25 protein-coding genes, 1 pseudogene and 1 riboswitch are annotated in these 22,836 nt (G+C 43.6%); of the genes and pseudogenes, 14 read left to right on the top strand and 12 right to left on the bottom strand.

Annotated elements, in window-relative coordinates; all coding sequences use genetic code 11:
- Nucleotides 1-163 precede the first annotated feature (163 nt).
- The 9 genes from rplU (at nt 164) to ABEF84_RS11445 (ending at nt 7,946) form a co-directional block, all read left to right on the top strand.
- Nucleotides 164-475 carry a 50S ribosomal protein L21 gene (gene rplU / locus ABEF84_RS11485; protein ID WP_034583574.1) on the top strand — a complete coding sequence of 104 codons (312 nt, stop codon included), beginning with the start codon at nt 164-166 and terminating at the stop codon, nt 473-475.
- A 19-nt stretch (nt 476-494) separates the two neighbouring features.
- The gene (rpmA, locus tag ABEF84_RS11480) at nt 495-749 is read left to right on the top strand and encodes a 50S ribosomal protein L27 (protein WP_004760935.1); all 255 of its coding nucleotides are present in this window, start codon (nt 495-497) and stop codon (nt 747-749) included.
- Between the two features lie 241 nt (nt 750-990).
- Complete coding sequence (gene lolA, locus ABEF84_RS11475) at nt 991-1,683, top strand: outer membrane lipoprotein chaperone LolA (protein ID WP_347454777.1); 693 nt, start codon at nt 991-993, stop codon at nt 1,681-1,683.
- 186 nt (nt 1,684-1,869) lie between these two features.
- A complete protein-coding gene (locus ABEF84_RS11470) occupies nt 1,870-2,637 on the top strand; it encodes an RsiV family protein (RefSeq protein ID WP_347454778.1) in 768 nt (255 codons plus the stop codon).
- Nucleotides 2,638-2,737: 100 nt separating this feature from the next.
- Nucleotides 2,738-4,009 carry a serine--tRNA ligase gene (gene serS, locus ABEF84_RS11465; protein ID WP_034584601.1) on the top strand — a complete coding sequence of 424 codons (1,272 nt, stop codon included), beginning with the start codon at nt 2,738-2,740 and terminating at the stop codon, nt 4,007-4,009.
- Between the two features lie 72 nt (nt 4,010-4,081).
- Nucleotides 4,082-5,455: a siroheme synthase CysG gene (cysG, locus tag ABEF84_RS11460; RefSeq protein ID WP_347454779.1), complete on the top strand. Its 1,374-nt coding sequence runs from the start codon at nt 4,082-4,084 to the stop codon at nt 5,453-5,455.
- A gap of 34 nt (nt 5,456-5,489) precedes the next feature.
- Nucleotides 5,490-5,966: a tRNA (cytidine(34)-2'-O)-methyltransferase gene (locus ABEF84_RS11455; RefSeq protein WP_347454780.1), complete on the top strand. Its 477-nt coding sequence runs from the start codon at nt 5,490-5,492 to the stop codon at nt 5,964-5,966.
- Nucleotides 5,967-6,081: 115 nt separating this feature from the next.
- Entirely contained in the window at nt 6,082-7,386 is a 1,305-nt protein-coding gene (locus ABEF84_RS11450; protein WP_347454781.1) for an IS4 family transposase, read from the top strand.
- Nucleotides 7,387-7,508: 122 nt separating this feature from the next.
- A complete protein-coding gene (locus ABEF84_RS11445; protein WP_347454782.1) occupies nt 7,509-7,946 on the top strand; it encodes a hypothetical protein in 438 nt (145 codons plus the stop codon).
- A gap of 77 nt (nt 7,947-8,023) precedes the next feature.
- Here ABEF84_RS11445 and ABEF84_RS11440 read toward each other — a convergent pair whose 3' ends face one another.
- The 6 genes from ABEF84_RS11440 to rpoD all read right to left on the bottom strand — a co-directional run bounded on the left by ABEF84_RS11440 (nt 8,024) and on the right by rpoD (nt 14,579).
- A complete protein-coding gene (locus tag ABEF84_RS11440; RefSeq protein ID WP_034585832.1) occupies nt 8,024-9,412 on the bottom strand; it encodes an APC family permease in 1,389 nt (462 codons plus the stop codon).
- A gap of 269 nt (nt 9,413-9,681) precedes the next feature.
- Entirely contained in the window at nt 9,682-10,866 is a 1,185-nt protein-coding gene (locus tag ABEF84_RS11435; RefSeq protein WP_034585829.1) for an iron-containing alcohol dehydrogenase, read from the bottom strand.
- Nucleotide 10,867: 1 nt separating this feature from the next.
- Complete coding sequence (locus ABEF84_RS11430) at nt 10,868-11,401, bottom strand: hypothetical protein (RefSeq protein ID WP_034585826.1); 534 nt, start codon at nt 11,399-11,401, stop codon at nt 10,868-10,870.
- A 72-nt stretch (nt 11,402-11,473) separates the two neighbouring features.
- Nucleotides 11,474-12,133, bottom strand: coding sequence for a lipoyl(octanoyl) transferase LipB (lipB, locus tag ABEF84_RS11425; protein WP_034585824.1), 660 nt, complete (start codon nt 12,131-12,133; stop codon nt 11,474-11,476).
- 164 nt (nt 12,134-12,297) lie between these two features.
- Nucleotides 12,298-12,585 carry a YbeD family protein gene (locus ABEF84_RS11420; protein ID WP_034585821.1) on the bottom strand — a complete coding sequence of 96 codons (288 nt, stop codon included), beginning with the start codon at nt 12,583-12,585 and terminating at the stop codon, nt 12,298-12,300.
- 107 nt (nt 12,586-12,692) lie between these two features.
- Nucleotides 12,693-14,579: an RNA polymerase sigma factor RpoD gene (rpoD, locus tag ABEF84_RS11415; RefSeq protein WP_034585819.1), complete on the bottom strand. Its 1,887-nt coding sequence runs from the start codon at nt 14,577-14,579 to the stop codon at nt 12,693-12,695.
- 375 nt (nt 14,580-14,954) lie between these two features.
- On the opposite strand from rpoD, the gene ABEF84_RS11410 reads away from it, so the two are divergent.
- Both ABEF84_RS11410 and ABEF84_RS11405 read left to right on the top strand, forming a co-directional pair.
- Nucleotides 14,955-15,158, top strand: a complete 204-nt coding sequence (locus ABEF84_RS11410; RefSeq protein WP_347454783.1) for a PA3496 family putative envelope integrity protein — start codon at nt 14,955-14,957, stop codon at nt 15,156-15,158.
- Nucleotides 15,159-15,227: 69 nt separating this feature from the next.
- Entirely contained in the window at nt 15,228-15,752 is a 525-nt protein-coding gene (locus ABEF84_RS11405; protein WP_034585813.1) for a YecA family protein, read from the top strand.
- Nucleotides 15,753-15,821: 69 nt separating this feature from the next.
- Here the strand turns inward: ABEF84_RS11405 and ABEF84_RS11400 are convergent, their stop codons facing one another.
- From ABEF84_RS11400 to ABEF84_RS11385, 4 genes are all read right to left on the bottom strand, one after another.
- Nucleotides 15,822-16,259, bottom strand: a complete 438-nt coding sequence (locus ABEF84_RS11400) for an ABZJ_00895 family protein (RefSeq protein ID WP_347454784.1) — start codon at nt 16,257-16,259, stop codon at nt 15,822-15,824.
- Between the two features lie 212 nt (nt 16,260-16,471).
- Complete coding sequence (locus ABEF84_RS11395; protein ID WP_347452999.1) at nt 16,472-16,894, bottom strand: ABZJ_00895 family protein; 423 nt, start codon at nt 16,892-16,894, stop codon at nt 16,472-16,474.
- 29 nt (nt 16,895-16,923) lie between these two features.
- Nucleotides 16,924-17,541, bottom strand: a complete 618-nt coding sequence (locus ABEF84_RS11390; protein WP_347452998.1) for a DedA family protein — start codon at nt 17,539-17,541, stop codon at nt 16,924-16,926.
- Between the two features lie 91 nt (nt 17,542-17,632).
- Nucleotides 17,633-17,941: an FUSC family protein gene (locus ABEF84_RS11385; protein ID WP_347452997.1), complete on the bottom strand. Its 309-nt coding sequence runs from the start codon at nt 17,939-17,941 to the stop codon at nt 17,633-17,635.
- A 248-nt stretch (nt 17,942-18,189) separates the two neighbouring features.
- Between ABEF84_RS11385 and ABEF84_RS11380 the strand changes: the two genes are divergently transcribed.
- The gene (locus ABEF84_RS11380; RefSeq protein ID WP_347454781.1) at nt 18,190-19,494 is read left to right on the top strand and encodes an IS4 family transposase; all 1,305 of its coding nucleotides are present in this window, start codon (nt 18,190-18,192) and stop codon (nt 19,492-19,494) included.
- A gap of 54 nt (nt 19,495-19,548) precedes the next feature.
- Here the strand turns inward: ABEF84_RS11380 and ABEF84_RS11375 are convergent, their stop codons facing one another.
- Entirely contained in the window at nt 19,549-20,481 is a 933-nt protein-coding gene (locus ABEF84_RS11375; protein ID WP_034585797.1) for a rhodanese-related sulfurtransferase, read from the bottom strand.
- A 187-nt stretch (nt 20,482-20,668) separates the two neighbouring features.
- Between ABEF84_RS11375 and ABEF84_RS11370 the strand changes: the two genes are divergently transcribed.
- Together ABEF84_RS11370 and ABEF84_RS11365 are read left to right on the top strand one after the other, a co-directional pair.
- Nucleotides 20,669-21,157, top strand: coding sequence for a DUF1289 domain-containing protein (locus tag ABEF84_RS11370; RefSeq protein WP_347452996.1), 489 nt, complete (start codon nt 20,669-20,671; stop codon nt 21,155-21,157).
- A 44-nt stretch (nt 21,158-21,201) separates the two neighbouring features.
- Nucleotides 21,202-21,812, top strand: a pseudogene (locus tag ABEF84_RS11365) (LysE family translocator).
- Between the two features lie 61 nt (nt 21,813-21,873).
- Here the strand turns inward: ABEF84_RS11365 and ribB are convergent.
- Complete coding sequence (ribB, locus tag ABEF84_RS11360; protein WP_347452994.1) at nt 21,874-22,533, bottom strand: 3,4-dihydroxy-2-butanone-4-phosphate synthase; 660 nt, start codon at nt 22,531-22,533, stop codon at nt 21,874-21,876.
- 106 nt (nt 22,534-22,639) lie between these two features.
- Nucleotides 22,640-22,796, bottom strand: a riboswitch (FMN riboswitch).
- Nucleotides 22,797-22,836 lie beyond the last annotated feature (40 nt).

The raw sequence follows: 22,836 nt of genomic DNA, 5'->3' as shown, positions 1-22,836 counted from the left end.
ATCAGATGCAAAAACACGCAGGTCAGAATTTCAGTAAAATGGCTTGTTGTTTGTTCAAATATCCCTTAAAATCTTTGCCCTTGTATAACCCCCAGTGGCGTTCGTTTTAAGATCGATATATCCCTTTATCGGCACGACGACACGGGCATGTTTGGAGTACATTATGTACGCAGTAATCCAAAGCGGTGGTAAACAGCACCGTGTAGTTGAGGGCGAAACCCTTAAAGTTGAATTATTGAAAGCTGAAACTGGCTCAACTGTTACTTTTGATGACGTGTTGATGCTTGTTAACGGTGACAGCATTCAAATCGGTGCTCCAGTGGTAGCTGGCGCTAAAGTAACTGCAGAAGTAGTTAGCCATGGTCGTCACGACAAAATCCGCATCATCAAAATGCGTCGTCGTAAGCACTACCGTAAACAACAAGGTCACCGTCAATGGTTCACCGAGTTGAAAATTACTAGCATTTCAGGCTAATTACTAGGAGTAATGAGACATGGCAACTAAAAAAGCCGGTGGTTCGACTAAGAACGGTCGTGATTCGAATCCTAAGATGTTAGGTGTTAAAGTTTACGGTGGTCAAACTGTAACTGCAGGTAACATCATCGTTCGTCAACGTGGTACTGAATTCCACGCTGGTGCAAACGTAGGTATGGGCCGTGACCATACTTTATTTGCTACTGCTGACGGCGTAGTAAAATTCGAAGTGAAAGGCCAATTCGGTCGTCGCTACGTATCTGTTGAAGCATAATTCTACAGAAATAAAAAAACCCACAGTTTCTGTGGGTTTTTTTATGCCTGAAAATTGACAGTAGCAGCTTCAAAGTGTAGTGAAAAATGTATCTGCATCTTCATCATGATGAACAAAATCCGTGATTTTGCATTAATAACAATACAAAACTTCTTATTTTCTATCATCTTAGTTTTTGAAATTGGTTTAAGATGAGGCATCAGACAAATTGCGATGATGCAAATACAACAAAGGTGAGATTATGAATATGCTTCGTAAAACTGTATGTGCCATAACGATCGGTGCGGCGACACTGGCACCTGTCATGAGCACAACTGTATTTGCCGCAACTGCAGCGACGGAGCAACAAGCGACAAACAACCTGGTGAAACAGCTGAGCAATATCCATAGCCTGACTGCGAACTTTGAGCAGACCACCAAGGTGACCAATCCCAAAGCGACCCAGAAAAAAGGTTTAAGTGCCCAGCACATGAACCAGACCTTCCGTGGGGTAATGAAAGTTCAGCGTCCGGGCAAGTTCTACTGGGAAACTACTTCTCCAGCGAAACAGACCATTGCGACGACTGGTAAAACTGTGTGGATTTACGATCCAGACTTGCAACAAGCAGTACGTCAAAGCCTGGATGAACAGGTTGCCAACACCCCAGCATTGTTACTTTCTGGGAATACCAGCCAAATTATGCATGCTTACCGTGTGACTCAACCGAACAAAGGCAAGACTTATTACAAGCTTTATCCAAAAACTAAAGATGGTGCGTTTGAAAGCCTGACTATTAGTTTTGGTGCCAACAAAGCTCCAAGCCTGATGATTTTGGAAGACTCTCTAGGTCAAACCACCTATATCAACTTTAAAAATGTGAAGGTAAATCCAAGTATTCCAGCTTCGACGTTTAACTTCGCACCACCGAAAGGTACTGATATCATCGACCAATAATATTGGTTTAGATATATCCATGAGGCAGCCCAATCAGGCTGCCTTTTTTATGGTTAACTGATCGGAAAGTGCTCAGGAATACCAATGAAATCAGGTTTGTGACTATGCGGACGTGTCAATCCTGAGCTGAGCTTTGTATAGTAGACAACCTCTTGTGATTAAAATGCCAAACCCAAGGATTTCAGGATGAAGATGCAGCAATTGAAACCGGTACTGTGGATGAGCTTGATTACCATCAGCATGGGTGGATTGTTTGGATGTCAGCAACAGGAACAGCCACAGGCACAAACGGTAGTTGAGCAGAAGCAGGATACGATTCCATTGATCCAAGCCAAGAGGGTCGCAGTAGAAGGTGCGCGGACTTTATCCTGTGAAAAAGAAGGTTGTACCCGTTTTGATCTGCAAACTATACAAAGCAATGTCGCCTGGATTGATGATTATTTCCTTGAACGTCTGAAACGCGCTGAACCGGTAGCGTTTAAAGTACAGCAAACGAAAGCCACTGAGGATGAGGTGAACAGTGTAGAACAGCGTTCCATGACTGTGAGCTTGGTCGGGCAGCGTTATGATCTGGCAACCTTTGTTATTAAGACCTACAACTTCAAGACCGGTGCTGAGCATGGGCTATACCATACTGAATACGTTAATCTGGATTTAAACAAACAGAAGCGTATTGCTTTAGAAGATATTTTGCAGAAAGGTTCAGAACAGAAACTTTTAGATACCTTATATGATTCTAATCTGGTTTGGCTAAATGCACGGGGCATTAACAAGGAACAGCTGAAACTGAGCGATAATTTCTACTTTGGTGCGAATGGCTTGGTACTGGTTTATCCGCTGTATGAACTGGCCGATTACACGATGGGTATGCCAGAGCTGAAAATTTCCTATACTGACCTGGCGAAGCTGATCAAGCCAGAATATTTAACCGGATTGGTAGCAACAACCCCTTAAATATTGTGCTAATAAAGGCCAGCCACCCGATGGGTTACTGTATTTTTTAGCGTTAAGAGCTTACACTATAGCCAGTTTTTTTCTTATCTAAAGATTGGCTATGATCGACCCGAAATTACTCAGAAATAATATTGAGGCTGTAAATTTAGCCTTGGCAAAACGTGGTGTTCAACTGAATGTCGAAGAGTGGGCATCACTGGAAGCTCGCCGTAAGGAAATTCAGTCCAAAACTGAATCGCTGCAAGCTGAGCGTAATGCGGGTGCGAAACAGGTTGGCCAAATCAAGAAAGCCGGTGGCGATGCCTCTGAAATCATGGCACGCATGGCTGCGATTGGTGATGAAATCAAAGCTGCTGAAGCTGCACTGGCTGAACTGCAAGCTGAGCTTGAAGAGAAATCTTTATCTATTCCTAACCTGCCACATGAATCAGTACCAGCAGGTAAAGATGAAAATGACAACGTGGAAATCCTGAAATGGGGTACACCACGTACTTTTGACTTCGAAATCAAAGACCACACTGATCTTGGTGAAATGATGGGTGGTCTGGAATTTGAAACTGCGACTAAGTTAACTGGTTCCCGTTTTAGTGTCCTGAAAGGTCCATTGGCGCGTCTGCAACGTGCGATTACCCAGTTTATGCTGGACACCCATACTCTGAAAAATGGTTATACCGAAGCCTATGTGCCTTACTTGGTGAACGCTGATTCTCTACGTGGTACGGGTCAATTACCAAAATTTGAAGAAGACCTGTTCAAGTTGCAAGGTGAGAAAGAGTTTTACCTGATTCCGACTGCAGAAGTACCAGTGACTAACTTCGTTCGTGATGAAATCATTGATGCCGACCGTCTACCACTAAAATATGCTGCACATACGCCATGTTTCCGTAGTGAAGCCGGCTCTTATGGTCGTGACACACGTGGCCTGATCCGTCAGCACCAGTTCGATAAAGTAGAAATGGTTCAGATCGTGAAACCTGAAGATTCTATGCAGGCACTGGAAGAATTGACAGGTCATGCTGAAGGCATCTTGCAGGCTCTTGGCTTGCCATATCGTAAAATTGTGCTGTGTGGCGGTGATATGGGCTTTGGTGCATGCAAAACTTATGACCTTGAAGTTTGGGTACCTAGCCAAAATACCTATCGTGAAATTTCTTCATGTTCTAACATGTGGGACTTCCAGGCACGCCGTATGAAAGCGCGTTACCGTGTGGATCAGAAGAAAACTGAATTCGTGCATACCCTGAACGGTTCAGGTTTGGCTGTGGGTCGTACTTTATTAGCCGTGATGGAAAACTATCAACGTGCTGATGGCTCGATCGAAATTCCTGAAGTTTTACGTCCTTACATGGGCGGTGCAGAGTACATCGACTAAAAATTCGGTGTCTGCACCAAAATGTGCATGAAAATTGCTTAGACAGTCAGATCTTAAAATTTGAGGCTTTTCGTGGATATTTTCCCAATCTCGTTAAAGTTGCAGCAGCAACCTTGTCTGATTGTCGGTGGTGGACATATTGCTTACCGCAAGGCAGTTCTTCTGCAGAAAGCAGGTGCAATCATTTCCGTGGTAGCACCTGAGATCGAAGCGGGTCTGCTTGAGATTGTTCAGGCGACCGCCGGTCAATATGTTCAGACACCTTTCAATCCTGAAATTCCTTTACGTTTCTACCGTCTGGTGATTGCAGCAACCGATGATGCTGAAGTTAACCGTCAGGTCTTTGAAGCCTGTGAAGCTGAAAATGTACTAGTGAATAGTGTGGATGATCCACCGCATTGCCGTTTCATGGTTCCTGCAATTATTGACCGTTCACCACTGGTGATTTCAGTCGCCAGCAATGGCACGTCACCGGTGTTATCGCGTCAGATCCGTACCCAGCTAGAAGCGACTATTCCACATGGCATGGGCGCACTGGCTGCATTTTCCGGGAAATGGCGTAGTGCTGTAAAAGCAAAAATCAGTAACCCAGATGAACGCCGTATCTTCTGGGAAGACTTGTACGCTAGTCCGTTGAAAGAGCAGGCATTTAATGACAACCTGGCTGAAGCAGATCGTCTGATTGAACAGGCGCTGAACGAATGGCAAAAACCGAATGGTGAAGTCTATCTGGTGGGTGCGGGTCCAGGCGATCCAGAACTGCTCACACTGAAAGCCTTACGCCTGATGCAACAGTCGGATGTGGTGATCTATGACCGTCTGGTTTCTGATCCGATTATGGAACTCTGTCGTCGTGATGCTGAAAAAGTCTACGTCGGTAAAGCACGTTCCAATCATGCCGTACCACAAGAAGGCATTAATGCCTTGCTGGTGAAATATGCCAAAGCAGGCAAGCGCGTTTGCCGCCTGAAAGGTGGTGATCCGTTTATCTTTGGCCGTGGCGGTGAAGAGATCGAAGAGCTGTTTGCTGCCGGCGTGCCATTCCAGGTGGTACCGGGTATTACCGCAGCTTCTGGCTGTTCAGCCTATGCAGGCATTCCATTGACCCACCGCAACTATGCGCAAAGTGTCCGTTTCCTGACGGGCCATTTAAAAGAAGGTTCTCCTGAACTGCCTTGGAATGAGCTTGTCTATGAAAATCAGACGCTGGTACTGTATATGGGCTTGGTCGGACTGGAAAAAATCTGCCAGCAACTGATTGCCCATGGCCAGCGCCCAGATATGCCTGTGGCCTTGGTGTCCAAAGGCACCACACCAGAGCAAAAAGTGCTGGTCGGCACGCTCCAAGATATTGCATCCAAGGTATCTGAGCACCATATTCAAGCACCAACCTTGACCATCATTGGTGAAGTGGTGAATTTACGTGAAAAACTGCAGTGGTCCTAAACGGCCACTGAACTCCCCAAAGTAGAGAAATGCTGTGATCCATGTTGTTTTATATGAGCCGGAAATTCCATCCAATACAGGGAATATCATTCGCCTGTGTGCAAACACGGGAGCACAGTTACACCTGATCAAGCCACTGGGTTTTGAACTGGATGATAAAAAGTTGAAACGTGCCGGTCTGGATTATCATGAATATGCACGTATGCAGATCTGGGAAAATATCGAAGAATGTCTAGCAAATCTGGAAAGTCAAGGCATTACGCGTGATGCCGTGTATCCACTCACCACCAAAGGTTTTGAAACGCCGCATACTTCTGATCTAAATCGTCCAGTGGCCTTACTAATGGGTCCAGAAACCCGTGGTCTGCCAGAAAACGTGCGTATGCTGTTCCCGAAAGAACACTGGATTCGTTTACCGATGGCAGAAAATTCTCGTAGTCTAAATCTCTCCAATGCAACCGCTGTGATCGTGTATGAAGCATGGCGTCAGCAGGGCTTTAAACCACTTTAAGCAAACGAATTCCCCGGATTTCAAAAAGCTGCCTATGGGTTAATGCCAGTCAGTTAAGCAAATATTAGTAAAATGTAGTAAAAATGAGTGTATGTAAATACGCTCATTTTTTTTTATGACTTTATCTGAAAATTTAGATTGCACCCTTCAACATTCTTTACCTTCACTTAGCCATTTTAGTGAATTTATTGATTTCAACTGGATTGAGGAAAGTCTGAATCAAACAGGTAAGGCATCAATTAGAAGAAGGAAGTTACCCGCTGAACATGTGGTATGGCTTGTCATTGGACTCGCTTTATTTCGAAATCAACCTATCGGATATGTCGTAGAACAACTAAAACTTGTATTTGGTACAACAGAATATTGTGTTCCTAGCGCAGTAGTACAAGCACGACAACGTTTAGGATCAGAACCTTTAAATGCGCTATTTTCTTTACTTAGCCAAGCCTGGTTTGAAGAATCTCAGCAGCAATACTCAAACTTTCACGGTCTGAGTGTGTGCGCTGTTGATGGTGTTGTTTGGTCTATGCCTTATACAGATGAGAATTTTGCACACTTTGGTTCATCTAAAGGAAAAACTGCTGATGCTCCTTATCCACAAGTGAGAGCAACCTGCTTAGTAAATACCGCGACCCATGAAATTATAGATGCTCAAATAGGCAGTATGGATCAAGGTGAACTCACACTGGCAAGCCAATTATCTCCTTGTTCACACAGTATTACCCTATTTGATCGAGCCTATTTCTCTGCAGATTTTCTCATCGGGTGGCAAAAACGTGCAGAAGAAAGTCATTGGCTTATGCGTGCAAAAGATAATTTACGGTATGAGATTGTGGAGCGTAATTCGCAACATGACTTTCATATTAGAATGCCGATATCAACAAGAGCTAAAAAACTTAATCCAGCCTTAGGAGATTATTGGGAAGCACGTCTCATTGGGGTTGAGCAGGCAGGTAAGATTAGACGTTATATCACTTCACTAATAGATTCAAAGAGATATCCATTATTAGCTTTAGCAAAACTCTATGCCCAGCGTTGGGAAATAGAAATGTGTTACCGAGAAATCAAGAGTAACTTACAGGAAGGGAAGCATTTAAGGAGTAAACAACCTACCTTGATTTATCAAGAGTTATGGGGAGTCTTTATTGCCTATAATATTCTAAGAAGACAAATGAAATATATGGCTCAACGTGCAAAAGTCAGTCCTTTGAGAATGAGCTTTCATATTACCTCTATTGCTATCCTTAACCTATTGAAGTTTGATTCTTTGGCTTCCGCAGGCAATTTGCCTAAACATCTAGAAAGTTTAATGGAAAAATCTAAAAGGTATGTTTTACCGAAAAAAAGAAGTAGAAACTACCCACGAGTTGTGAAAGGGAAACCACAGAAATACCCAAAAAAATGCCAGTCAATCTCTTAACTGACTGGCATTAGCCTATGGGTGGCTTTTTTTATTTTATGTAACAAGACGACCCGTTTATTTTATCTTCTTGCCTAACTTCGCTATAACAAAGCTAAGTACTTTATAAAAAGGAAGATAAATTGAGAAAGGGATGGATGATCGCTAGCTGTGCTACATTGTTGGTGCTTAACTTGTCAAGTCGAGCGGAAGAACCACAGCAGACAGAACCTCAGCAGGAAGCTATAAAGCCGATGACTCAGGAAGAAATTCAGCAGGGATTAGCGGAAATGCAGCAACGCCTGAATGATCGGATTGAGGCATGGGGTAAAACCCTGACTAAAAATGATTTTGAACTAAGCTGGCGTGGCCGGATTCTCAAGCAGCCCAAGCGTCAGGAAGTCTGCAATATTTTCCAGGGTGTGGTGAATGAAACCTACCGTATGGCAGTACAAAACAAGGCTCGCTTAAGTCTGGAAGCGCAGGAGGTGCTCAAAGACCGTAATGTCTTTATTGAAAGACTCGGATATCACAATAATATCGTAGATACCCGGATGGGCTTTAATTGTCGTCTCCGTTAAAAAAAATCAGCATCGAACAAATTCCCAAAGAAAAAGGCGCACAAGGCGCCTTTTTGAAGTCTGAACAATTCAGGAAATTATTCAAACTCGTTATGTTGTGGAGCAGGGTGCTTAAAGCCCTTGGTTTTGTAACCCAAGTACAGGATACCGAACATTGCCCACCATAAACCGTATTTCAGTGCAGTTTCTTCAATTTCCAGCCACATCGCAAAGATACTGATGAAACCCAGAAGTGGAATCACCACAAAGCTGAAAATTTCTTTGGCAGTCTTGGTACGACCATCACGTAAAGCATAACGTGAAATTACTGACAGGTTTACGAAAGTAAATGCAGTCAAGGCACCGAAGCTGATCATTGAAATCACGATGTCCAGGTCCATGAAGCCAGCAGTCAAAGCCACTGCACCCACGATCAGGATGTTGTAGTTCGGTGTGAAGTTTTTCGGACTGATATGACCAAAGATCTTTTTGTTGATCACGCCATCACGACCCATTACATACATCAGACGAGATACACCTGCGTGTGCAGAGATACCTGATGCCATTACGGTAATGATTGCGAACGTCAGTACATAAGACTGGAATAGTGAGCCACCGACCAGTAACAGGATTTCTGGTTGCGTTTCAGCAATATTTTTGAAATATGTGCCAGGCGCAGATGGGAAATACAACTGCATGAAGTAGGTACTGATAATAAAGATTACACCCGCGATTAAAGCAGTCAAGAAAATCGCTTTAGGCAGAGTGTTTTCAGTGTCTTTAGTTTCTTCAGCCAGAGAACTCAGTGAGTCAAAACCAGTGAATGAGAAGCACAGTAAGGTTGCACCGGTAATCAGGGCGCCCACTGAAGTCAGTTCATTCCAGAATGGCTCTAAACTCCATAACTGATAACGCTGTTCTGGTGTAATCGGACCATCGGCATTAAAACCAGCTTGAAGCTTGGTATACACCATCCATGTGAAGATCGCGATCACCAGTAACTGTACGAATACGATCGTACTGTTAAAGTTCGCTACGAAGCGTGCACCACGCAGGTTTACTCCGGTCATGAAGGCGGTCAGCACGACAACCCATACCCAGTGATTGACATCCGGGAACAGTGCTTCCAGATAGATCACCGCCAGAATGATGTTAACCATTGGCGATAATAGATAATCTAGCCAAGATGACCAGCCCACCATGAAACCGATATTCGGGTGAATCGATTTTTGGGCATAGGTATATGCTGAACCCGAAGAAGGGTAGCGACGAATCATGTGACCATAACTGATCGAAGTAAACAAAATTGCAATTAGCGCAATGATGTAAGACGTAGGAACATGAAAATGACTTTCTTCTGATACTAGACCGAAAGTATCAAATAATGTCATTGGTTGAATATAAGCTAAACCAATAATAATGATGTGCCAGAGTCCTAGCGTTTTTTGCAGTTTAGCTGCCGATTGAGTCCCAGATAAATTTGTCAACGGCGTTATCCTCTTAATCGTTGATCAAGGATCAGTCATATTTAATAAGGATCGTTTGAGACGAACGATCCCCCCTACAAATTAAGCAAAAGCGCGCCAATCTACTCCAGAATGAAAACTTTTGCTAGCAATTTTTTTGAGATATTTACAGCATGAAATGTGCCAAAGTGATCATAATTTATCGGCATCCTTTCACGCATGATAAAAGCCTGATGTTCAAAAAAACATCAGGCCTGAATTTGCGGTTATATTCGCTTATTTTTCAAGAATTACCAAGCTTTTTTTAAGATCGATTTCAAATCTTCTAGAGTGGCTTCTTTCGGGTTGTAAATGATGGAACCATCATTCAATGCTTTCTCGGCAACTTCGTCTAATTGTGCTTTAGAAACCTTACCTGTTTCACTTAATGTACGAGGCAATTTCGTCAAGGCATAAATGCGGTCACGCATCGCCAGAATGCTGGCAATAGCTTTATCGGCACGTAAGTGACCTGGTGTTTGGGCATAGATGTCTGGACCTGCGAGTGGCAGCAGCAGATCGGCAATCTTCTCGCCATTCACTTCCTTGTTATATTCCAGGACATAAGGGAGGAACAGGTTCATACACAGACCATGTGGCAGGTGAGCGACTGCACCTAGCGCATGACCCAGGGAATGAACTAGACCGACCATTGAATTAGAGAAGGCAATGCCGGCCATAGTCGAAGCTTGAGCCAGTTCCAGACGACCTTGCGCATCGGTTGGGTTGTCCAGCACCTTAAATAGGTTCTCGCTGACTTTTTTTACTGCAGCTGTTGCATAAGCATCAGAAATCGGATTAGCGGCCATACAGGTATAGGCTTCTACCGCATGGGTCATCGCATCCATCGCCGTCATTGCAGTCAGGTGCGGTGGTAGGGTCTGGGTCATACGTGGATCCAGAATTGCGGCATGCGGCATCAGATAGTAGGATGCGAATGGCATTTTCACGTTCTTTTCTGTATCCGATACCACCGCAACCATGGTCACTTCAGAGCCTGTACCCGAAGTCGTTGGAATCACGAAAAACGGTTTCAGTGGCTTAGGCAGGTTGTGTGCACCTGAGTATTGCAGCAGGTCATCACCACCTTCGGAAACCAGAATATTGGTCGCTTTAGAGGTATCAATCACTGAACCACCGCCCACGGCAATAATCGCGTCACAATTGTTTTGGCGGTACAGTTGGGCGGCTTTACGTACCGTTTCCAGACTTGAGTCCGGTGGGACATCATCAAAAATCGCCGCAATTTCAGCTTCAGTCGATTCAAAAGCCGCTTCAATGGGTACCAGTAATTTGTTGGCACGTACGCCTTTGTCAGTAATGATCAGTGGACGTTTGGCACCTAAAGTCGCCAGTTCAAAAGGAATGTGTTCTAACGCGGCATGACCAGCAATGATTTTGACTGGACAGAAAAATTCATAATAAGGTTTTGCCATGTTATACACTCCGTTTCAGATAAGATTGAGCGACTTTTAAATAAATTGAGCCTGCTTCGGTTATTTTTTCTTTCAGGCTGAGATTGCTTGGATATTCTTTTACCGCCAGTTGTGCCAGCAGTTTTGGCAAAATCAGAGCTTCCATTTTGTTCAGGCAACGCACCAGGCGAATTGCATAGGAAATATCGCCATCGGCAATCATGCGGTCATTAGCAAACGCCTGTGAGGTACTTTCCTGGAAAGAAAATACCAAAAATGCATGATGCAGATGTTTAAAGGTGATGGTGAGGTCCGGTTTTCCATCCAAGGACTTCACCAATTCAAGCTGCTTGTCTTCAGTGACCCGGGCAATAAAGGCTGGGCCGTTCGGGAAGACTTTCATGGAAAGTGTGAAATTCGCCGGAAACTGGGCAACTTCCTGTTTGATTTCCTCATCGACCTGACTTGCCATGACCAAGCCACGGCCAATCACATCCATCATGAGTTTGACATAGGCTTGTTGCAAAGCAGGTTTAACGGATTTAGTTGCAATCACGTGATGATCCCTACCTGGAATTATTTATTTAGAGTAATTACTCTAATTTATTTATTATTGAAATGCAAAGGATTATCTTTGCTCGACAGTCACGTCCTTAAAGTAACCGCTGCTGGTTAAAGTTTCAATAATTTCAACACACAAGTCATCAAAATTCGGCGGGTTATCAATCAGGTCATGAATCCGCACCATTTCTAAACCTGCATAACCACAAGGGTTGATGGTATGGAAACCGGTTAGGTCACAGTTGATGTTCAGCGCCAAACCATGATAGCTGCGACCTTTACGGATTTTAAAGCCCAGTGAACCGATCTTGCGTTCACCGACATACACGCCCGGTGCATCCGGTTTGGCATAGGCTTCAATGCCATGATTTTTTAGGAGCTGGATCATCAGGTTTTCGGCATAAGAGACCAAGGTGCGGACATTCCAGCCTAAGCGGTTTAGGTCAAACATAAAGTAAGCCACCAGCTGGCCTGGGCCATGCCAAGTGACTTGACCACCACGATCGGTCTGAATCACCGGAATATTGGTTGGAATCAGGATATGTTCAGGTTTACCTGCTTGGCCTTGGGTCAGGACATCATGGTGCTGCAAAATCCACAATTCATCCGGGGTGTTTTCATCACGGTTTTCCGTGAAGCTTTTCATTTCCAGAAAACGGTCTTCGTAGGGAGTCAGGTCTTTATATTGACGGATCATTAGGGAAGGTTTTTGAACCGCAGCTGTCACAGTATGCGTCCTTAGAAAATTGAATAATACTGTAAAGAATTATAATGATTTCAGGCACAGATAGGGGAGTGATCTTGAGTAAATGTCATGATGGACAATTCAGGCATAAAAAAACACGCCCGAAAGCGTGTTTTTTAATTTGCCAAGGTTGGAGCAGAATAATCTTAAAGTGCAGTCTTGATTAGTGGGCAAGCTGCCAAGTCTGCATATACTGCATGCACTTGTTCCAGTTCCAGGAAGCGCAGTTGTGCAGTGATGGAGTGATATTTACCCGTACGTGATGGGGTAATAGTGACACTGTTGCCATCAAATTCAGGGAAGTGTTTGGTAAAAATATCCACCACAGCAGTCAGCAGTTCTTCACCTGCCAAGCCAATGAGTTTGATCGGGTAGTCCATTGGGAAAACCCAAAGATCTTCGCGGAGTTCACGAGAAGGTGTACGGTCTAACATGTAGTCCCCTTATTCGAAACGCCTGCATGGTGCAGGCGTTTGGGTGTATTGCAATACAAAATGGAGACAGTTGAAGAAATTTCAAGTCTCCAAGTTTGTATCAAAACTTAGTCATTTTCCAGGAATGAACGCAAGTGTTCAGAACGGGAAGGATGACGCAGCTTGCGCAGTGCTTTGGCTTCGATCTGACGGATACGTTCACGGGTTACATCGAACTGTTTGCCCACTTCTTCCAAAGTATGATCCGTTGGCATGTCGATACCGAAACGCATTTTCAGAACTTTCGCTTCACGTTCAGTCAGGTTTTCCAGTACTTCGCGAGTCGCTTCTTTTAAACCTTCTGAAGTTGCAGCATCCACTGGTGAAGTGATGTTGCTGTCTTCAATGAAGTCACCCAAATGCGAATCTTCATCATCACCGATTGGAGTTTCCATCGAAATCGGTTCTTTCGCGATTTTCAGTACTTTACGAACCTTCACTTCATCCATTTCCAGACGTTCGCCCAGTTCTTCCGGTGTTGGTTCACGACCCATTTCTTGAAGCAATTGACGAGATACACGGTTGATCTTGTTAATGGTTTCAATCATGTGTACTGGAATACGAATGGTACGTGCCTGGTCGGCAATCGAACGGGTAATCGCCTGACGAATCCACCATGTTGCATAGGTCGAGAATTTATAACCACGACGGTATTCAAACTTATCCACGGCTTTCATCAAACCGATGTTACCTTCTTGAATCAAGTCAAGGAATTGCAAACCACGGTTGGTGTATTTCTTCGCAATCGAAATTACCAGACGTAAGTTTGCTTCAACCATTTCTTTCTTGGCACGACGTGCTTTCGCTTCACCCACCGCCATGCGTTTCGCGATATCTTTGATGTCACGAACTTTCAGGCCAAGATCATTTTCAATGTCAGCAATTTTTTGCTGGAAGGCCAGTACGTCTGGACGTACTTTTTCCAGATAAGCTTTCTGATCCGCAGGTGCTTTCGCAATCTGCTCATCCAGCCAGCCTGGATTAGATTCCTGACCTGGGAAAGAAGTACGGAACTGGGTACGGTCCATACGGCCACGACGCACGGCATAACGCATGATTTCACGTTCAGCGCCACGGATCTGGTCGTGTGTACCACGGATCATTTCGGAAATGATGTCAAACAGACGTGGCGTAAACTTGAACATCATGAACACAGCAGCAAGCGCTTGAAGGGCTTCTTCACCTTCCTTGCTGTTACGACCGTGTTTTTCCAGAACTGATTTGGTATTTTTCCAGGCATCGCTGAGTTCAGCAAAACGAACTTTGGCAATTTCTGGATCTGGACCTGAATCACCTTCAGAATCATCATTACCGTCAGACTCTTCGTCTTCTTCATCGTCATCCAGTTTTACATCTTTGGTTGACTTGGTACTTGAATCTTCATCATCTTCCAGTTCAGTTTCTTCTTCCAAAACTTCCGGAATATCATCATCAGTTTCAGGGTCTAAATAACCTGACAGAATGTCAGCAAGGCGGCGTTCACCTGCTTCATAATCTTTGTATTCTTGTAGTACAACTTCTACGGCATTTGGCCAGTAAGCAATTGAGTGCAGAACGTCACGAATACCTTCTTCAATGCGTTTCGCAATGCTAATTTCGCCTTCACGCGTTAAAAGTTCAACGGTCCCCATTTCACGCATGTACATGCGTACAGGGTCTGTTGTACGACCTGGCTCATTCTCTACAGATGCAAGTACTGCTGCAGCTTCTTCTTCTGCAACTTCATCGGCAGCCTCTGCAGTATCCTCGAACATCGCATCATCAGATTCAGGCGCGCGATCATGCACCGGGATACCAACATCATTCAACATCTGGATGATGTCTTCAATCTGTTCGCTTTCTGTGATTGAGTCCGGGAGATGATCGTTAACCTCAGCGAAGGTTAAATAACCTTGTTCTTTGCCTCGGCTAATCAGAGCCGCTACTTGCGAAGTAGGGGAAGTCATATCGCTCATCTTTGCTTACTCTTCGTTGAATCTGTGGCAGTGAAAAACCGTGCATGATAGCACAATTCACCTAAAATAGTTTTGGAATTGATCAGTCAAGCATGATTTTAATAAATATGTTTGAACAACAATTGAATACCTATATTGGGGCTAAGCTTATATTTTCAAGTATATTTCCTGCTCTTGTTTCAGAATCGTTCAGGTTTAAGGCTGAATAAAAAATATTCAAAAAATACCCTGTTCATAAATACACAATATTACAGGGTTAGTACAAGTCCATAAACGTATAAAACTACAAAATAAAAAATAAAACTTGACAAGAAATTTTAGGCAAGATAAATAGCGCTCAGGACCCTTTACATTTTTCACAATGAGGTAGTTTTAGTGTCTTCTACAGATTTTGAACTAGATGATAACTACGGTGATGATGATGTTAACTTCGATGAAGCATCGAGCAAGATCAGTGCAAAAGAGTCGTTAGAAAAACGTCGCTTGATTGACGACCTGTTATCACAACGCCGTCTTGAGCGCGAACTCAAGGATTTTGACTATGACTTCGACGACGATGACTTCGACGACGAAGACTGAATTCGGATTTAGCCTGGCATAAATAAATGCTATGCTAGTCCTTTCAAAATTTTTAAGTTTGGATATTAGATGAGTGCTTTAGATTTAGACCTGTTGAGTGACTATCTGGATGGCGACCAAAATGAGTATGGTCTGGATTTCGCGGCAACTCATGGTTTCCTGTGTGCGATTGCCGTTGGTCCACAATTTGACAGATGGTTAGATGAACTTTTTGAAGGCAATCAGAAAAAAGTGCCTGCAGAAATCATCAATCAGGTTAAAGCATGGCTAGAATCGATCCGTCAAAGCTTGGCCAATGAAGAAGGCATCACCTTTCCGTTCGAAATTGAAGAAGCGGATACCGAATCTAGTCTAGGTGACTGGAGTGTCGGTTTTGTGGATGCGATGTTCCTGAACGAAGAAGCATGGTTCACAGAAGAATTTGAAGAACAGTTGGTAGATTTAACCTTGCCAATCATGGTCTTCAGTGGTATCGATGAAGAAGATCCACAAATGGAATCTTTCCGTCGCAATGGCCAGTTAATGGACGAGCTTGCGGAAGAAATTCCAGAAAATCTGAATGAATTGTACCTGATGTACCATACTCCAGGCTGATTCAGTCGAAAGTAAAAAAAAAGCACCTCCGGGTGCTTTTTTTATATCTGCTATTTTTGAAAGAAGTGATTATTTGGCCTGTTTTCTAGTTTCCAGACCTTTCAACGCTGTTCTGCTCATCCAGCCAAAGCATAGGGCCAGAACGATATATTGAATCGCAAGGCCGAGCATTAATACCAACATCCAGATTCCGAATGGTAACGATTCCAATAAACCCAAGATGATTTCCCGTTCGGTAGAAATCGACAACATTACCAAGGACAGAATCAGGCTAATCAATACGCTAATCCCCAGGCAGCCCCAGACCAGCTGTTTTTTCTCATGTGTATTGGGCCGGCGCTGCTGATCTTGAACAAATTTGATCGCTACTGCCATCCCTGCACCGAACAGGGCTGGAATAGCGGTGCTGCTGCCCGGAATATCAATCCACATGTTTAATCCGGCTACGATCAAAATGGCGATCAGATATACCATGGTGAAATAGCTCAAATATTTTTTCATCATCATTCTTATCTCAAGGATGTATTTTTATTGTTGTTGCTTATCGGCTCAAAAAGAAGAAAGCTATACCAGTCGGCTTAAAAAGAAGAAAGCTATACCAGCAAGTGTCTTGATTGTAATGAATTGGTGAAATATTCAGCAAGTTAAAAGTATTAAAATACGATGAAAGTCACATGATACTTGAAAGTATCACGCGACTAGAAGAAAAGGTTTCGTGATTAGGCATGCTTCTTAGGCATTTTAGTCAGGCTGTAACGCGCATAGCCCTGATAGGCGATATGGAACAGTCCAGCATGGAGTGCGATCAGGGCAGCGATAATAAAAGAATTCGGACCGCGACCTAAATAACCGATTCGCCTGAAAATTTCATCGGTATAAGGGTGCAGCCAGATCATCATAAAGATAAAAATAAAGCCGAGAGTCATGGCTACAATGGTGGAACCCCAGACCAGTGTCTTTTTCTCTTCTGGAGTGGGGAGGCGTAATTCCCGATGTGCAAAATGCCGGGCAGACAGAAAAGCCGAGGCAATTAACGCAGGAATGAAAATAACGGCACCGAGATTCAGCCAGTACACAATCATGCCGACGACAATTAGCAAGATTGAATAAATCAGGGCAAAGTATTTCAGATAATGAGACATTGCGGTGGCCTCCTTATCAAGGTTTCCCTTCAGGATGGACGCTTTTTACGCTGCTGTCTACGATATAAAACCCAAGCGATAAAAATCATTACAATTGCCACAATCACATGACTGACCTTGCTAAAAATCTGCTGCATCAGTTCTTGGTTTTCACCAAAGTAAAAACCGACACAAGCCAAAAAGGTCGTCCAGATAATGGTACCCAAGCTGCTGTAAAACATGAATTTCCAGAAAGGCATATGGCTCATACCGGCAGGAATACTGATTAGGGAACGCACTGCGGGTACCATGCGTCCAGCAAAGACAATACGATGCCCATACTGTTCAAACCATGCCAGTGACTTTTTCACATCTTCAGATTTGATAAACAGGAATTTACCGTAGCGATCGACGAACCTAAAAATCGCTTCATGGCTAAACTTGTAACCGATCCAGTAGAGCACAGCTGCTGCGAGCAATGAACCGATACAGCCAGAAATGATGACACCGACTAGTAATAATTCACCCTGGGAAGCGGAATAGCCAGCGGATGGCATGATGATTTCGGAAGGAATGGGCGGAAAGACATTATCCAGGAACATCAACAGGGCAATCCCCCAATAGCCCAGCTGTTCCATCACAGAGATAATCCATTCGGTCAGATTCATAAGCAGCAATTATTTGAAAATACTGCTTTTATCCTACGGATTATCAAGAGATGGGTAAAGTATGAAAATTGTACACGAGCTTCCTAACTATCTAACTATGGGTCAGGGTATAGATATACACGCGGCGCAGAAAATAGGCACTGAATACAGGCAATATACTCAGCAGTAAAAACTGTACAATACCGGTATTGAGGTGATAGCCAATAAATAGAGCGAGGATGGCTCCGATCACTGTCCCGAGAACTACGATAAATAAATGGGATTCCTGTTCTAGCTGTTCCATTTCATTAACAGTATCTGCCGCAGGTACAATCTGGGGCTGCATTTTCTGCAGTTCCTTGCGGCGGAATTGCACAATATTATCTTGATTGTTTTGAAATTTTAGATAGGAATTGGCCATTTTGTGTTCCTTTTCATATTAAAAATATATTTTTAATTAAACACTTAGCGCTAAAAAGCTGACTACAGATAGACTAGCAGGAGTTTTTAGGATTAAACGGGATTCTTGGTTAAGACCTGTATGTTTTTTTATGCGGACTGTGAATCTTGTGTAAAAAAAAGCCCTCAAATGAGTAATGCCAGTCAGTTAAGCAAATATTAGTAAAATGTAGTAAAAATGAGTGTATGTAAATACGCTCATTTTTTTTTATGACTTTATCTGAAAATTTAGATTGCACCCTTCAACATTCTTTACCTTCACTTAGCCATTTTAGTGAATTTATTGATTTCAACTGGATTGAGGAAAGTCTGAATCAAACAGGTAAGGCATCAATTAGAAGAAGGAAGTTACCCGCTGAACATGTGGTATGGCTTGTCATTGGACTCGCTTTATTTCGAAATCAACCTATCGGATATGTCGTAGAACAACTAAAACTTGTATTTGGTACAACAGAATATTGTGTTCCTAGCGCAGTAGTACAAGCACGACAACGTTTAGGATCAGAACCTTTAAATGCGCTATTTTCTTTACTTAGCCAAGCCTGGTTTGAAGAATCTCAGCAGCAATACTCAAACTTTCACGGTCTGAGTGTGTGCGCTGTTGATGGTGTTGTTTGGTCTATGCCTTATACAGATGAGAATTTTGCACACTTTGGTTCATCTAAAGGAAAAACTGCTGATGCTCCTTATCCACAAGTGAGAGCAACCTGCTTAGTAAATACCGCGACCCATGAAATTATAGATGCTCAAATAGGCAGTATGGATCAAGGTGAACTCACACTGGCAAGCCAATTATCTCCTTGTTCACACAGTATTACCCTATTTGATCGAGCCTATTTCTCTGCAGATTTTCTCATCGGGTGGCAAAAACGTGCAGAAGAAAGTCATTGGCTTATGCGTGCAAAAGATAATTTACGGTATGAGATTGTGGAGCGTAATTCGCAACATGACTTTCATATTAGAATGCCGATATCAACAAGAGCTAAAAAACTTAATCCAGCCTTAGGAGATTATTGGGAAGCACGTCTCATTGGGGTTGAGCAGGCAGGTAAGATTAGACGTTATATCACTTCACTAATAGATTCAAAGAGATATCCATTATTAGCTTTAGCAAAACTCTATGCCCAGCGTTGGGAAATAGAAATGTGTTACCGAGAAATCAAGAGTAACTTACAGGAAGGGAAGCATTTAAGGAGTAAACAACCTACCTTGATTTATCAAGAGTTATGGGGAGTCTTTATTGCCTATAATATTCTAAGAAGACAAATGAAATATATGGCTCAACGTGCAAAAGTCAGTCCTTTGAGAATGAGCTTTCATATTACCTCTATTGCTATCCTTAACCTATTGAAGTTTGATTCTTTGGCTTCCGCAGGCAATTTGCCTAAACATCTAGAAAGTTTAATGGAAAAATCTAAAAGGTATGTTTTACCGAAAAAAAGAAGTAGAAACTACCCACGAGTTGTGAAAGGGAAACCACAGAAATACCCAAAAAAATGCCAGTCAATCTCTTAACTGACTGGCATTACTCAAATGAGGGCTTTTTTATCTATCTTTACAATTGGTGGATTAGAGACGTTTACGCTTCGCTGCCAGAATTTGTGACTGACGCATGCGGAAGCCTTCTTTCTGCTTTTCTGTAGTCTTGTCGATACAGTACACGCAAGAAACGCCGTGTTCATAGCTTGGCAGCGCTACTTCTTCTGGTGTGAGTGGCCAGCCACAGGCATGGCATTTCACGTTTTGACCTTCTTCGACACCATGAGTCACTGCAGTACGGCCGTCAAATACGAAACATTCACCTTCCCACAGGCTTTCTTCTGCTGGCGTTTCTTCCAGGTATTTCAGGATACCGCCTTTCAGGTGATACACCTCTTTAAAGCCTTCTTGCAGCAGTAAAGATGTTGATTTTTCACAGCGAATACCACCGGTACAGAACATGGCAATTTTCTTGTCCTTGTGCTGTTCCAGGTTTTTCTTCACGTATTCAGGGAATTCACGGAAAGTTTCAGTTTTCGGGTCGATGGCACCCTTGAAGGTACCTGCTTTATATTCGTAGTCATTACGTGTATCGATCAGGATTACGTCGTCACGGGCAATCAGTTCGTTCCATTCTTTAGGATCAAGGTAGTGGCCGACTAAATCGCGTGGCTTCACCGGCACACCTAAAGTCACGATTTCTTTTTTCAGCTTGATTTTCATTTTACGGAATGGCTTGTCAGAGCTGTGAGACTCTTTGTATTCCATATCATGAAAACCTTCATTGAGAAGGAACTGATGAATCTTGTCGATCGCTTCACGGTCACCGGCAACAGTACCGTTGATGCCTTCGCCTGCCACAATCAGAGTACCGCACAGGTTGATGGTTTTTACCAGATCTAAAAGGCGTTGTTGAAGATCGGCAGGATCTTGAACTTCCTTAAATTGATAAAGTGCGGCAACAACCCAACCAGTCGTCGCTTGCTGTTCTACAGGTGCAAGCTGTTCTACAGTAGCGTTCATGGAATACTCCAACGTAGCATGATATTTGAAAGGCGCACATTTTAGCGTGATTTGCATGATTATGCGAGTAAAACACTAGGATTTAAATAGGCTTCAATTCACGGGGGAGAGCGTGTATAGTCATGCCGGCTTAAGTATTTCGCAGAACTAAAAAACGCTGAATGATTCAGCGAAGATGGAGTGGATTTTGAGTTCAGATCGTCATATTGCATCTTTAACTCCTTGTGCAGGGCGTTGCTCGACCGTATTTGGTGATGCGGTATGTCGTGGTTGTCGCCGTTTTAATCATGAAGTGATTCAATGGAATACTTATACAGCGGAGCAGCATACGGCAGTATGGCGCCGTTTGGATGCGCAGCTCGATCAGATCTTGGTACCGATGCTACCGATGGCAAATCTTGCCAAAGTTGAAACATTTGTTTTGTCCAAACGTGTGCGCCTGCGTGATGATGCCAGCAAGGGGCGCAAGCTTTACCATGCACTAAAACTCTGTGAAAAGAACCGGCATTTTACCGATGAAAGCGGGTTGGGGATTCATTACAAACAGGTGCGTCCGCTCTGGGATGAATTTGAACGCCGGGTACTGGCACTGGCTAAAGCCAGTTATGATCTGGCCTTTCTGCGTGCCGATGGCATTAGCCAGCATCTGATTCAGATGGGAGAAGAGGACGAATAAGTCCTCTTTTTTTTATACTCGAAATTTAGGCAAGGAGGGTGGGAGTGAATATTACGGAATATCTGCTGTACTGTTTGGCCGTGGTGATCATGATCGCTACCCCAGGTCCAGTGATGTTGCTGGTCGCCAGTGCTGGATTGAAAGGCGGTTATAAGCATGCTTTACAGACCATTTTCGGGACGAATTTTGCCTCGCTGGTACTCATCAGCTTATCCATCCTCAGTTTAAAAGGCTTATTGGTCGTTAATGAAAACTGGCTAAATGGCATCAAGCTATTTGGTTGTCTTTATATAGCTTGGTTGGGAATTCAGATATTTCGGGAAGTCTGGCAAGGGCAGGGTCAACCAGTCCACAAGGCTTGCAGCCAGTACAGGGCGGCTTCCGGACTGGATTTCTGGTGGGGATTTCCAATCCCAAAGACATTATTTTCTTTGCGGCATTTTTTCCGCAGTTTATTAACATTACAACAAACCTGGATTTAAGTTTAGTGATTTTGACAATCAGCTGGATTGTACTGGATTTCTTGACCTTGTCTTTGGTCTATCTGGGCTTTCAACGTTTTGCCAAATCCAAGCTGTATCCTTATTTGCTGGGATTATGCGGGTTGATTCTATTGGTTGTTGCTCTGTATGGGATATTTTCTGTTCTCATCTAACATCATATGTTGCTGAAATAAAAAAATCCCGGTCTTAAGTCGGGATTTTTATTTTTAAATCTTAAATATTGTGCTGCTGGCGATACTGTACCAGTTCATCAATGGTAATCACGGTCAACTGATGGGTCTGTGCATAAGAGAGGACCTGAATGCCAGAAGCCATAGTGCCATCCGGATTGGTGAGTTCACACAATACACCAGCAGGTTTCAGTCCAGCCAGACGAGCCAGATCAATGGTACCTTCAGTATGGCCACGACGGGTCAGTACACCGCCTTCACGGGCACGTAACGGGAATACATGGCCCGGACGGTTCAGGTCACTGGCAACAGCGCCATCTTTAATTGCTGCTTTAATTGTAGTCGTGCGGTCTTTGGCAGAAACACCAGTGGTTACACCTTCAGCTGCTTCGATGGTTACGGTAAATGCAGTTTTAAAGTGACTGGAGTTGTCTGCCACCATTGGTGGTAGTTCTAAGTGATCCGCCAGCTCATTGGTCAGGCATAAGCATACGATACCTGAACCATCGCGAATCATGCGGGCCATGGTTTCGACAGTCAGGGTCTCTGCTGCGATAATCAGATCGGCTTCATTTTCGCGATCAAAATCATCCATGACCAACACAGGTTTGCCCTGACGGATGTCGTTAAGAGCCTGAAGGATACGCTGTTCAGCAGGTGCGAGTGCAGAAAAGAAAATTTCGGGTTGAATCAAACTGGACATTGAAACGCTCACGTAAAGTAAAAGTACGATTGAACATTTCAGGACATAGTGAAAATAGGCTTATGGCAAAACAGTTTTATGTTTCACATAAAACATGCTGTACTGCTTTCGTCTTCTTTCATCCGGACTATACCGTCGGCTCTGGAGTCGCACCAGATCTGCAGATCAATCGAAATTGACCGCTCGTGGGCTGATTCAGTCATTGAACTCCGCAATGCTGAAATTACCACCGGTGGGGAATCTCACCCCGCCCTGAAGCGATGTAAGGTCATTATAGTCCTGATTTTTAAAAGATGGGATAGT

The organism is Acinetobacter sp. ANC 7912 (assembly GCF_039862785.1).
In the GTDB taxonomy this organism is placed as follows: domain Bacteria; phylum Pseudomonadota; class Gammaproteobacteria; order Pseudomonadales; family Moraxellaceae; genus Acinetobacter; species Acinetobacter thermotolerans.
Note: the sequence above shows the minus strand (reverse complement) of the source record. Positions and strands in the feature narration are given on the sequence as shown.